Genomic DNA, 12366 nt, shown 5'->3' with positions numbered 1-12366 from the left:
TGTCAATGCTTTTACATTAATCAGTTCTTCTTCAATAAGTATTGCTTTGGGTAGTATCATGGTTAGTTTTTTTTCCTTTATGATTGTTACATAATTTGGAATACTTACAAAGATGAACCTAATTATTTGATAAACAATAGTTAAAACAACATATAAAATAGTCGAAAAACCAAATAAACTTTCTGGTTTTTTTAATTTATTGAATTAAAATCTCTTTAAAAAATTGAGGTTAGTATTTTAAAAAATTAGTTATTAGTATTTTCATATTAAGAACTATCTTTGTTAGCCCAATTTTATATAATATATTTGTAAAATAAAATCAATACTAAAAATTAAAAACATACAAAATGTCAGACGATAAGAAGGTTATATTCTCAATGCAAAAGTTGAGTAAATCCTATCAAGGAAGCGATAAACAAGTACTTAAAAATATTTATTTAAGTTTCTTTTATGGAGCAAAAATTGGTATTCTAGGACTAAATGGTTCGGGTAAATCATCATTATTGAAAATCATCGCTGGTGTTGATAAAAATTATCAAGGTGATGTTGTTTTTCAGCCAGGTTATACTGTAGGTTATTTAGAACAAGAACCACAACTTGACGATACTAAAACTGTTATAGAAATTGTAAAAGAAGGTGTTGCAGAAACGGTTGCAATCCTTGATGAATTCAATAAAATAAATGACATGTTTGGTTTGCCAGAAGTGTATGAAGATGCAGATAAAATGCAAAAACTAATGGACAGACAAGCCGATTTGCAAGATAAAATTGATGCTTGTGGTGCCTGGGAATTAGATACTAAACTAGAAATTGCAATGGACGCTTTAAGAACTCCAGAAGGTGATACGCCAATTAAAAACTTATCTGGTGGAGAACGTCGTAGAGTAGCACTTTGCCGTTTATTATTGCAACAACCAGATGTTTTATTGCTAGACGAACCTACCAATCACTTGGATGCAGAATCTGTTCTTTGGCTTGAACAACATTTAGCTCAATATGCTGGAACTGTAATTGCAGTTACACACGACAGGTATTTTCTTGATAACGTTGCAGGTTGGATTCTTGAGTTGGATAGAGGAGAAGGTATTCCATGGAAAGGAAATTATTCTTCTTGGTTGGATCAAAAATCGAGCAGAATGGCACTTGAAGAAAAAACAGCTTCTAAACGTAGAAAAACTTTAGAACGTGAATTGGACTGGGTAAGACAAGGATCTAAAGGAAGACAAACAAAGCAAAAGGCACGTTTACAGAATTACGATAAATTATTAAACGAAGACCAAAAAGAATTGGATGAAAAATTAGAAATTTACATTCCAAATGGTCCAAGATTAGGAACCAATGTTATTGAAGCCAAAGGAGTTGCTAAAGCATTTGGAGATAAATTGTTGTATGATGATTTAAATTTTACTTTGCCGCAAGCAGGAATTGTTGGAATTATCGGACCAAATGGTGCTGGTAAATCTACAATTTTTAGAATGATAATGGGCGAACAAGAAACAGATAGCGGTGTTTTTGCTGTTGGAGAAACTGTAAAAATTGCTTACGTCGATCAAGCACACTCTAATATTGATCCTAATAAATCTATTTGGGAAAATTTCTGTGACGGTCAAGAGTTAATTATGATGGGCGGAAGACAAGTAAATTCTAGAGCTTATCTTTCTCGTTTTAACTTTGGCGGAAGCGAACAGAACAAAAAAGTATCGGCACTTTCTGGTGGAGAACGCAATCGTTTGCATCTTGCAATGACTTTAAAGGAAGAAGGAAATGTACTTTTATTGGATGAGCCAACCAACGATTTAGATATTAATACACTTCGTGCTCTTGAAGAAGGACTTGAAAATTTTGCTGGTTGTGCCGTTGTAATTTCGCACGACAGATGGTTTTTAGATAGAATTTGTACACACATACTTGCCTTTGAAGGTGATTCTCAAGTATATTATTTTGAAGGTGGTTTCTCAGATTATGAGGAAAATAAGAAAAAACGTCTTGGTGGTGATTTAACTCCAAAACGACTGAAATACAAAAAGTTGATTAGAAATTAAGTATATTTGTATCAAATCCCAATTTATTTTGGGATTTTTTATGCTTTCCAATATAATTAAAGCCCCAACTTTAAGTTATACTAAAAATAAAAATAAATTGAAATTCACAAAAAATTGTCTCCTACTAATTGCGCTCACTTTTTTTCAGTTAGCATTTTCACAAACCCATTCTAAAAAGGAGGTTGAAAAAATGTTGTCTGATGCTGGTAATGCTTTCCTAAGTCTGGAAGTTGACAAATCGCTTAGACTTTCTAAAGTGGGTCTTGATGCATCGTATAAACTTAAAGACAATGTTCTTATTGCAAAGGCATACAATATTATTGGACTTAATTTTGAAGAATTTTATGATCCAGAAAAAGGGTTAGTATATTATAAAAAAGCACTTTTTCATGCCAATTTAGCCAACAACGATTCAATAAAAGATTGGGTTTATAACAATATTGGTAGCTATTATTCTTACAGAAAATTCGATTTTAAAACAAGTATTAAATATTATAAAAAAGGGCTTTTTTATTCAGAAAAAATAAAAGATTCTATAGAAATAATGTACACTAAGTTAAATATTTGTACAGCTTATTTTGCAATTAATGATTTTAAAAACGGCTTACAATATCTTGAAGCAACCAAAGGTTTTATTCAAAGAAGTAATGAACTAGAGGCGAAAATGACAATGACTACATTGTATGCTTCCTATTACAGTTATTACAATCAAAATGATAAAGCAGAACTTTTTTTTAAAGAAGCGCTCCTATTAGGAAAGCAAAATAAAACAGAATTATTAGACTCTAACTTATGTGAAGTTTATAGCGATTTTTCAAATTATTATAAAAAAATTAAAAATTATGAAAAAGCATTTTATTATCTAAATCTTCATAAGGATTTAAAAGAAAAAATTTATAATGAAGAACGTCTTAAAAAAGTAAAATTAGCTGGTAGTGAAATAGAACTTGATGAATATCAAAGGCAAATAGTTAAAATTGAAGGAGAAAAGCAAGAGCAATCTATAGACTTAAAAGAGTCAAAGTTGATTGTTTTACTTTTTGTAATTATATTATTTATCTTGTTGTTATTGCTTTATTCTTTGTATAAAAACAATGCTTTTAGAGAGCAATCTAATAAAGAATTAAAACTTGCAAATGAAGAATTAAAGGTAGCCAAAGAAAAAGCTGAGGTTGCATCACAATTGAAAACCCAATTTGTTTCTACCATCAGTCATGAACTTAGAACTCCATTGTATGGCGTGGTTGGAATTACTAATATTATTTTAGACGAACACAAAGAATTGGCCAATAGTCCGCATTTAAATTCTTTAAAATTTTCTGCACGATATTTATTGTCTTTAGTAAACGATTTACTTCAAATAAATAAAATTGAAGAAAATAAAATCACACTAGAAAACATGATTTTTAATGTATCTGACGAAATTAAAACCATCGTTGATTCTTTAGAATTTATAGCTGTAAAAAACAACAATAAATTAATTTCTGAAATAGATCCGTCAATTCCCGAATTTTTAATAGGCGATAAGCTTCGTTTGTCTCAAGTATTTATGAACTTGGTAAGCAATGCATTAAAGTTTACCAAAGACGGCGAAGTAATAGTAATTGTAAAACAAGAAAAAATTGAAGGGACTAAACACTATATTCATTTTAAAATTATTGACACTGGAGTAGGAATTGCAGAAGAAGATCAAGAAAAAATCTTTGAAAAATTTGTGCAAATAGAACGTAAAGAAGGCGATTATCAAGGTACAGGATTAGGTTTGTCTATTGTTCAAAAACTTATAGAACTTTTTGGAAGTAAAATTGAGCTAGAAAGTAAAGAAGGAAACGGAACAACATTTTCTTTTACTATAGGCTTTGAAGCTGACGAATCTATAAAAAATGAAATTATAAACAATATAGAAGTTGACTTATCATCGAATCATTTCTATAAAATATTGGTTGTAGAGGATAATAAAATTAATCAAATTGTAACTAAGAAAATACTAGAAAGTAACAACTTTAAATGTACTATTCTTGAAGATGGTTATGCAGCAATAAATTTATTAGAATCTGAAACTTTTGATGTTATTTTAATGGACATCAACATGCCAATAATTAATGGTTTTGATACAACAAAATTGATTAGAAAGAAAGGAATTACAATTCCGGTTATTGCCTTAACAGCATTTGATAAACAAGAAATAACCGAACAAGCTCTTTCTAGCGGAATGAATGATATTATAATTAAACCATTTGAACAAGCCAAATTATTTCAAGTAATAAACAATCTTATAAATAAAAAAAACGTTGATTAATACCAACGTTTTTTATTTTGTTTAGAAGCTTCCGATTTTCTTGAATTGTTAGAAGTATTTTCTTTTTTCTTATTTCTTAAATCAGGTTTTGCATCAGGATTTGGAACTTCATCAGTGTATGGATAAGGATGTTCTTTTTCTACCTTAATATTCATCTTGATTAATTTCTCAATATCTTTCCAATACGGTTGTTCGTCTTTAGCACAAAAAGAAATTGCCAAACCACTATTTCCGGCTCTTCCAGTTCTTCCTATACGGTGCACATAAGTTTCAGAAATATTAGGAATATCAAAATTGATAACATAGGGCAAACTTTCAATATCAATTCCTCTCGCAGCAATATCGGTAGCTACTAGAACAGATATTTCTTTGTTTTTAAAAGCATCCAATACACGTTGTCTTGCATTTTGAGATTTGTCACCGTGAATTGCTTCGGCAGTAACATTATTTTTCTTCAATGCTTTTACAACATTGTCAGCACCATGTTTTGTTCTTGTAAAAACCAAAACATTTTCTAGTTTATCGTTTCTAATGATGTGGTATAACAACTTTCGTTTGTCTTCTTTTCCAACAAAATATACTTTTTGGTTCACTTTTTCGGCAGTTGAAGATACAGGATCAACAGAAACATATTTAGGTTTAGTTAAGAAAGTATCTGCAAGTTCGCGAATTGCCATTGGCATTGTAGCCGAGAACAATAACGTTTGTCTGTTATCTGGAGTAAGTTTTACAATTTTCTTAACATCATTAATAAACCCCATATCTAGCATTTGATCGGCTTCATCAAGAACTAAAAAATGCAAATGATCTAAATCTATAAATCCTTGTTTGTGTAAATCTAAAAGTCTTCCTGGAGTTGCAATAAGAATGTCAATTCCTTTTTTTAGTTGATCTACTTGAGGCACTTGACTTACGCCACCAAAAATTACCATAGATCTAATATTGGTATATTTTCCGTAGGTATTAAAGCTTTCATCAATTTGAATTGCTAACTCACGAGTAGGAGTAACGACTAAAGTTCTAATGTATTTTTTCTTAGAAGAAGAACCAACCAATCGGTGTAAATAATTGATAATTGGAATAGCAAAAGCTGCGGTTTTACCAGTTCCTGTTTGTGCACAACCAACTAAGTCTGTTCCTTCCATGATGATAGGAATGGCTTGTTGTTGAATAGGAGTAGGAGTTTCATATCCTTCCTCTGTAAGTGCTTGTTGTATGTTTTTTAATAAATTTAAATCGTTGAATGTCATAATTTTAATCTTCTTAAACTGTTTTAAGTAGTTGCAAAGATAGGTTATTTTAATAAATATTGTTTTTAAGATTTTATGCGTTAATTTTTTGTTAAAAATTAATTACAAATAGTATTTGTCACATTTTTTTTTATGCTGTTTAATTAAAATAATATTTATAAATTTAAAAACAATTAAAAAATGAAAAAATTATTTTTAAGTGCTATCTTTTTGGTAGCTTTTAGTAGTGTGTCAATTGCAAATACAATTGCTAATGACGATTTAGAAAAAGAAAATGTTACTGTAATTTCTCTTGTTGCAGATAATTGTACAAAAGTTGCACAATTAGCATACAATTTAGCAATAAGTGAAGGAGCAAATCATCCAACTGCTGTTGCTTATTCAAATATTGCTTATAATAATTGTAAAAAATCAATATCAGCAGAGTAATAAATTACGAGCTTATATTTAAAATATTAATATAAGCTCATTTTAATCAATTAATTATGAAAAAATATTTTATTTTTATATTTACATTAATAAATTTCAGTGTTAATTCTCAAATTAAAAGTGGTATTGTTAATTATCAAGTCGTTGCTACAGAAAATAAAAATAGTGAGCTAGAAAAGTTGATGTTGTCAATTAATCCAAATTATTTGACAATTTGTAAAGAGTTTGAATTTGCACTTACTTTTAACTCTATTGAAGCAATTTTTAAAAAAACGGATAAATTATATTCTGATGAATCAGCGAGTAGTATTGGAATTTTGAAAGTTGGTTTCAATGGCAATTTAATCCAGAAAATGGATACTGTTTTTCAAGAAATTTCACTGGATAGATTGGGTAATTTTATCCAGAAAAAAAAATTATTAAAAAAATGGAATATAACTATTGAAAATAAAGATATTGATGGATATAAATGCTACAAAGCAACAGCTGAAGTTATTGTTATAAATCCAAAAGGAACTTTTAAGCATCCAGTTATCGCTTGGTTTTGTCCTGCTATTCCATTTTCATATGGACCGAATGGTTTTGGAGGTTTACCGGGATTAATATTAGAATTGCAAACTAAGGATGCTGTTTATGGTGTAAATAAAATAAAATTAAATATCGATGATATAAAAATTGATAAATTAAAAAATTATAAAATTGTTACTGAAGAGCAATTAAACAATATGGTTTTAGACTTGCATGAATAAATTAAATTTTATAGCAGAGAATTGAAGAAATTTCAATAAAATTAATAGAAAATAAAAGAGCTTTAATGGGTAATTAAATGCAGAAATTTATGAAAAAACAATGTATCTAAAATTAGTATTACTTCTATTGTCATTATCACTATACTCACAAAACCACATCATAACAGGTGTGGTTTTTGATGAAATAAATAATCCATTGGAAGCAGCCAATATAATTGCAAAACCTCTTCAAGATAATGCAAGTTTAAAATTTGCAATTGCCGATAATAAAGGACGCTATAAACTAGAGCTAGAAAAGAATGTAAAATATGAAATAACTGTTTCATATATTGGTTTTACTGAAGAAATTCTTATTCTAGATGTAAATAATGCTATAACTTCTTATAATTTTAAGCTTAAATCAACAGGAGAGCAGCTAAAAGAAATTGTGATTAAACACGATTTTCAACCCATTGTTATTAAAAAAGATACGTTAACTTATAACGTTAAAGCTTTTGCAAACGGGAATGAAAGAAAGATGAAAGAAATTCTCGAAAAATTACCTGGAGTTGAAGTTGATAAAAATGGTACGGTTACCGTTCAAGGAAAAAAAGTTACTAAAATGCTTGTTGAGGGAAAATTGTTTTTTGGTGGCGGTTCTAAACTTGCTGTCGAAAATATTCCTGCAGATGCGCTAGATAAAATTGAAGTTATTGATCATTTTAACCAAGTGGGTTTTATGAAACAGGTTTCAGACAGTGATGATTTGGCTATGAATATAAAACTTAAAGCAGATAAAAAGAAGTTCGTTTTTGGTGATATAGAAGCAGCATCTGCAATAGGAAATGGTAATGGTTTTTATTTGGGTCATACAGGATTGTTTTATTACAGTCCTAAAATTAACGTAAGTTTTATTGGTGACATAAATAACATTGGGAAAAGCACTTTTACTTTTCAGGATTTATTACGATTTGAAGGAGGTGTTAGTAGTTTTTTAAACGAAAGAAAATCATTGACAAACTTGTATTCTTTTACAAATGATAATAATGATGTAGCTCTAAATATTTCGCAATTTGGAGCCTTAAATTTTAGTGTAGATGTAAACCCAAAATTGGAGATTTCTGGCTACAGTATTTTTTCTAAAGTACTTTTGGCATCACAAATAGAAAATAAAAATGAATATTTGCAAAATAGTATGATTTCATTTGAAAATAAATTTCAAAATAGTGATAGTCGTTCTATTCTAGGATTAGGAAATGTGAAATTAGATTATTCTCCAAACAAAAAAGAAAAATGGTATTATAATACACAATATCAGTTAAGTTCAAACAATATCAATACTACAATTAATTCAATTACAAATTTAAATTCAAGTGTATTTGAAACAATAAACAATGCTGACAATTCTTCTTTAAAACAATACATTGAGTGGCACAAAAGTTACAATAATAAACATACAACTACATTTGTTGTAAACCATTCTTATGATAAAAATACACCTCAAAATCTTTGGTTTACAAACCAGCCATTTTTATCGGGATTAATTCCGTTACAAAATGATATTAATTATAAAATTGAACAAATTAAAAAAAGTCAAAACAATTCTATAGATGCACTGTTTAAACATTACTGGATAGTTAATAATTTTAACCATTTATATACTATTTTGGGTAATAATTATGGAATGTCAAAATTTGAAACTTCCGAAAGGCAACTATTGTCAAATGGTACTGTAAATGATTTTTCGTTAGCTGGATTTGTTAATTCTGTAAAGTACCAATTGAACGATGCTTATGTTGGAATAGAATACAAATTTAAAATTGGAAAATGGACAAATAAACCAGGAATTTATTTGCATAATTATAATTTGAAAACTTTACAAAACACATCTAATTTTACTGTTTCAAAAATGCTTTTTCAACCTCAGTTTAATAGCGATTTTGAATTTAATAAATCCGAGTCATTAAATTTTAGTTATAAATTAGTCAATACTTTTCCAGATGTTAATCAACTGGCAAATCAATATGTCTTACAAAGTTATAATGCTGTTTTTAAAGGAAATTCTTTGTTAGAAAATGAAATTTATCATTCGGCTAATTTGCGTTATTCTAAAATGAATATGTATCATGGCATAATTTTGAATGGAATTATTAGTTTCAATAAAAAAATAAAAACTACTAGAAATGAAATTCAATTGTCAGGAATTGATCAATTTAGCTCTCCAATTTTAACAGATAATCCAGAAACTAATTGGAGATTTAATGGGTCAGTTAGTAAAAGAATTTACCGCTTTACTTTAAGGTTAAATTCAAGTTTTAGTTGGTTTAACTATTTGCAAACACTAAATAATATAGCAGTATCCAATAATAGAAATAGTCAAAATATAGGAATTATATTAAAAACTTCTTACAAGAAATGGCCAGATATAAGTATTGGTTACACTAAAGGTTTTAGTCAGTTTAATGGAATTACAAAAAATAAGTATCAATTGGACGAATTTAATTCGAATGTTGAATTTACGTTACTTAAATATTGTATCATTAAATTGGAATATCAAAATTTGAAAAATACAAATAGTAATAATCAAAATAGCTTTAATAAAATTGCAAATACATCTTTTCGTTATCAAAAGAAAAATAGTCCGTTTGGTTATGAATTTTTTGTAAATAATTTACTAAACAACAAGGTGAAAAATAATTATTCGTTTTCTGATTATATAATAAGTGAAAAAAGTACTTATATACTACCAAGAATTTTCATGTTTTCATTAAGTTATAAACTGTAGAAAAGAGTTTATAAAAACTAATTTCTCGAATATACATTATACTTTTTTTTAAATAGAAAATTAGTAAAAAAGAATATTCATAACAAAAAAAATAATGTTTTTTAAGCTATATCAATTTCTGTCTTGGCTTTAATAAAATCGGTAACTAGATAGCCTATTAGTTTTCCAACCAAATGATTATTTTTATCATTATCTAGACTTGGTGCGCCTTCGCAAATGTGAATGTAAGAAGCATTTTGATGGCTACCAAAAAAGTATATAAACTGACGTAACTCTTCTACAGAAAAACCACTTAATGTCATTGCGCTGCATGGAATATTTGGAATAGAATCTAGATCAATTTCTATCCCATAATAATCTGTTTTTATAAAATCTAAGGCAAATTGCATTTCGGTATTAAAATTTTTAGTCATTTTAATTTTCATACTATCGTAAGTGTTATAAAGTACGCGCTCTTTTAAAGTCTTGAGTCGGTCTAAAACACTTTTGGAAGTATAACTATGGTGCAATCCAAAGATGAAATATTTTTTTAAAAATCCTTCTTCAAAGGCATACGAAAATCCGTTTCCAGAGTGGCGTCCTTCAAGAATTCTAAAATCGGAGTGAGCGTCAAAGTTTATAGCATTTACCGCTTTTCCTTTGCCAAGTGCTGTGCCTTTTATATTTCCATAAGAATTATTGTGTCCGCCACCAATTATTATAGGAGTTTTACCAGCTTTTACAATATTGGCAACAATATGGGATACTTCTTTGTCTATTCGAACCACCAAATCATTCATTTTTTTTCTGTCGGCAGTAATATTAAAATCTAGTCCTTGTACTAATTCCATCTCTTCAGCAACATCTAAAGCACCTAAAACTACAATTTGCGAGCCTTTACAAAATCTATTGTGCTGAATGTTTGCAATGCTTTTAATGGCGCTATCCCAAGCAGAATCTGCACCAGGACGACCATAATTGGCTCGTACTCCAATATCTTCTGGAATACCAAACAATACAAACTGCTGCTCACAATTTTTTAAAAAAGTTAAAATGTCTTGCTCTTTAGGTATTGTTACCATCTTTTCGCCAAACTTTACTTCGCCACTTCTATGGTTAGTAATCTTTGATAAATCGGACGATGTGAAGCGAATTAGTTTTTCCATGAAATAAATCTTTGCCCTCAAAAATAATATAATTATATAAATTTACGTTATACTATTATAAATTATTAAATTTGTAATTAAAAAATGTCTCAAATGGAAAATCAAAAAAGTAATTCGTCGTTAAAAGCAATCATATTGGTGCTGTCGCTTCTTTTATTAGGAAGTCTATTTTATATTTTTAAACTCACTACTGATGCTAAAACACTTACAACAGAAGTTGCATCTACTAAAACAGAAAAAGAAAATGTAATGAAAGATTTAGGTGAACTAAAAGCCACCTATGATGCTGCAATTGCAGAAAATACATCAATGAGCGATGAGTTAATTGCCGAAAGAGAAAAGGTTGTAGGCTTAATGGCTCAACTAGAAAAATCTAAAGGAGATACTGCTTCAATGGCCAAATACAAACAACAATTTTTAGTATTGCAAACCAAAATGACCGGTTTAATGCAAGAAGTTGAGGTTTTAAAAAAAGAAAATAAAACGCTTACAACCAATCTAGATAGTACAAAAGTGGTCTTGGCAGATTCTAAAAACTATAACCAAGTTTTAGTAGGTCAAAACGAAGAACTTTCTAAAACAGTTGAAAAAGCTTCTAAACTTTCTGTTTTAAACTTAAAAACAGGATCTTACAAACTTAAAAGTTCAGGTAAACAAATAGAAACAGACAAAGCAAGTAGAGTTGATATTCTTAAAATTAGTTTTACAATTGCAGAAAATAGTGTAGCAAAATCTGGTGATAAAACCTATTATGTTCAGGTTATTGATAGTAAAAACAATGTTCTTGGCGATAAAGCTACAGAAAGTTTTGGAGATAAATCGTTAACTTATAGTTTTACAACTTCTGTAAAATATGAAAATAAAACGGTAGATGTTGTTAAAGATTTGCCAGGAAAAGATTTTTCTAAAGGAACTTATTTTGTAAATGTTTTTGATAAAAGCGAATTGGTTTCTAAGTCAAGTTTTACGCTAAAATAATATTTAAATTTCTAAATTATAAAAGAGCATCCAATATTTTGGGTGCTTTTTTTGTTTATAACTTGTGAGTTTATTAACGACTAAAAATGTACTTTTTAATGTTATTTTGTACTATTAAATAATTACAATGAGCAACAAAAAAAGTATAACAGTTTTAATTGGAATAATAGGAGTTTTGCTTGTACTGTTGGCTGGTGCATTGGGATATATTATTGGAAACAATAAATTTAATACCACAATTTCATCAAGTGGTTCTACTGATGGCAAAGTCATGAAAGAAATTGAAGAATTAAAAGTAATGTATGATTCTAAAATTGCACAAAAGACAAATAGTTTTAAAGCACTACAAGACGAAAAAGCTAAAGTCGAAGCTTTAGTAATGGAACTTGAAAAAACTAAAAATGATGCAAATTCTCTCATAAAATATAAAACACAATACAACGCATTAGAATCTAAAATGAAAATTTTAGTTGATGAAATTGTAGTCCTAAAAAATAAAAAAACAAACGTTACACTAAAGCAAAATAAATTGCAAATTGCTAAGACTGAAAGTAAATCTAAAATTGATAATTCATTATCCACTTCAGTTATTAGCCCCAAAAAAGATATTGTAAGCATTAAACCTCAAATAGTAAAATCAAAAAATGAGGATTTTTTTGCTAAAAAAGAAATGCCAAAAGCAGAAGTGACAGAAAGTAAAAAAGCAACAC

At 28.5% G+C, this 12366-nt stretch carries 9 protein-coding genes; 7 read left to right on the top strand and 2 right to left on the bottom strand.

The annotated features are described in order from the left end of the window. Positions 1-347: 347 nt before the first annotated feature. Entirely contained in the window at positions 348-2042 is a 1695-nt protein-coding gene (gene ettA, locus ACH2CG_RS08135) for an energy-dependent translational throttle protein EttA (RefSeq protein WP_395064008.1), read from the top strand. A 97-nt stretch (positions 2043-2139) separates the two neighbouring features. Beyond that, complete coding sequence (locus tag ACH2CG_RS08130; protein WP_395064006.1) at positions 2140-4341, top strand: ATP-binding protein; 2202 nt, start codon at positions 2140-2142, stop codon at positions 4339-4341. Here the strand turns inward: ACH2CG_RS08130 and ACH2CG_RS08125 are convergent. Next, positions 4338-5591, bottom strand: a complete 1254-nt coding sequence (locus tag ACH2CG_RS08125; protein WP_395064004.1) for a DEAD/DEAH box helicase — start codon at positions 5589-5591, stop codon at positions 4338-4340. The genes ACH2CG_RS08130 and ACH2CG_RS08125 overlap by 4 nt on opposite strands. Before the next feature lie 180 nt (positions 5592-5771). Here ACH2CG_RS08125 and ACH2CG_RS08120 point away from each other — a divergent pair, with 180 nt between their 5' ends. The 3 genes from ACH2CG_RS08120 to ACH2CG_RS08110 all read left to right on the top strand — a co-directional run bounded on the left by ACH2CG_RS08120 (position 5772) and on the right by ACH2CG_RS08110 (position 9533). Then, complete coding sequence (locus tag ACH2CG_RS08120) at positions 5772-6020, top strand: hypothetical protein (RefSeq protein WP_395064002.1); 249 nt, start codon at positions 5772-5774, stop codon at positions 6018-6020. A 56-nt stretch (positions 6021-6076) separates the two neighbouring features. Then, positions 6077-6769 carry a GLPGLI family protein gene (locus tag ACH2CG_RS08115; protein ID WP_395064000.1) on the top strand — a complete coding sequence of 231 codons (693 nt, stop codon included), beginning with the start codon at positions 6077-6079 and terminating at the stop codon, positions 6767-6769. A 100-nt stretch (positions 6770-6869) separates the two neighbouring features. Continuing rightward, complete coding sequence (locus ACH2CG_RS08110; RefSeq protein WP_395063998.1) at positions 6870-9533, top strand: carboxypeptidase-like regulatory domain-containing protein; 2664 nt, start codon at positions 6870-6872, stop codon at positions 9531-9533. Positions 9534-9634: 101 nt separating this feature from the next. Here the strand turns inward: ACH2CG_RS08110 and ACH2CG_RS08105 are convergent, their stop codons facing one another. Next, entirely contained in the window at positions 9635-10678 is a 1044-nt protein-coding gene (locus ACH2CG_RS08105) for a formimidoylglutamase (protein WP_395063996.1), read from the bottom strand. A gap of 93 nt (positions 10679-10771) precedes the next feature. Between ACH2CG_RS08105 and ACH2CG_RS08100 the strand changes: the two genes are divergently transcribed. Both ACH2CG_RS08100 and ACH2CG_RS08095 read left to right on the top strand, forming a co-directional pair. Continuing rightward, entirely contained in the window at positions 10772-11656 is an 885-nt protein-coding gene (locus tag ACH2CG_RS08100) for a hypothetical protein (protein ID WP_395063994.1), read from the top strand. 127 nt (positions 11657-11783) lie between these two features. After that, the coding region (locus tag ACH2CG_RS08095; RefSeq protein WP_395063992.1) for a hypothetical protein at positions 11784-12366 on the top strand (583 nt) is incomplete at its 3' end.

Origin of the sequence: Flavobacterium sp., assembly GCF_043778725.1 — a bacterium.
GTDB lineage: Bacteria > Bacteroidota > Bacteroidia > Flavobacteriales > Flavobacteriaceae > Flavobacterium.
This window is presented reverse-complemented; position numbering and strand designations above follow the sequence as displayed.

Coding starts and splice junctions, on each gene's coding strand:
- ACH2CG_RS08125 (WP_395064004.1), bottom strand. CDS start 5,591: ATGACATTCAACGATTTAAATTTATTAAAAAACATACAACAAGCACTT.
- ACH2CG_RS08120 (WP_395064002.1), top strand. CDS start 5,772: ATGAAAAAATTATTTTTAAGTGCTATCTTTTTGGTAGCTTTTAGTAGT.
- ACH2CG_RS08100 (WP_395063994.1), top strand. CDS start 10,772: ATGGAAAATCAAAAAAGTAATTCGTCGTTAAAAGCAATCATATTGGTG.
- ACH2CG_RS08110 (WP_395063998.1), top strand. CDS start 6,870: ATGTATCTAAAATTAGTATTACTTCTATTGTCATTATCACTATACTCA.
- ACH2CG_RS08105 (WP_395063996.1), bottom strand. CDS start 10,678: ATGGAAAAACTAATTCGCTTCACATCGTCCGATTTATCAAAGATTACT.
- ACH2CG_RS08115 (WP_395064000.1), top strand. CDS start 6,077: ATGAAAAAATATTTTATTTTTATATTTACATTAATAAATTTCAGTGTT.
- ettA (WP_395064008.1), top strand. CDS start 348: ATGTCAGACGATAAGAAGGTTATATTCTCAATGCAAAAGTTGAGTAAA.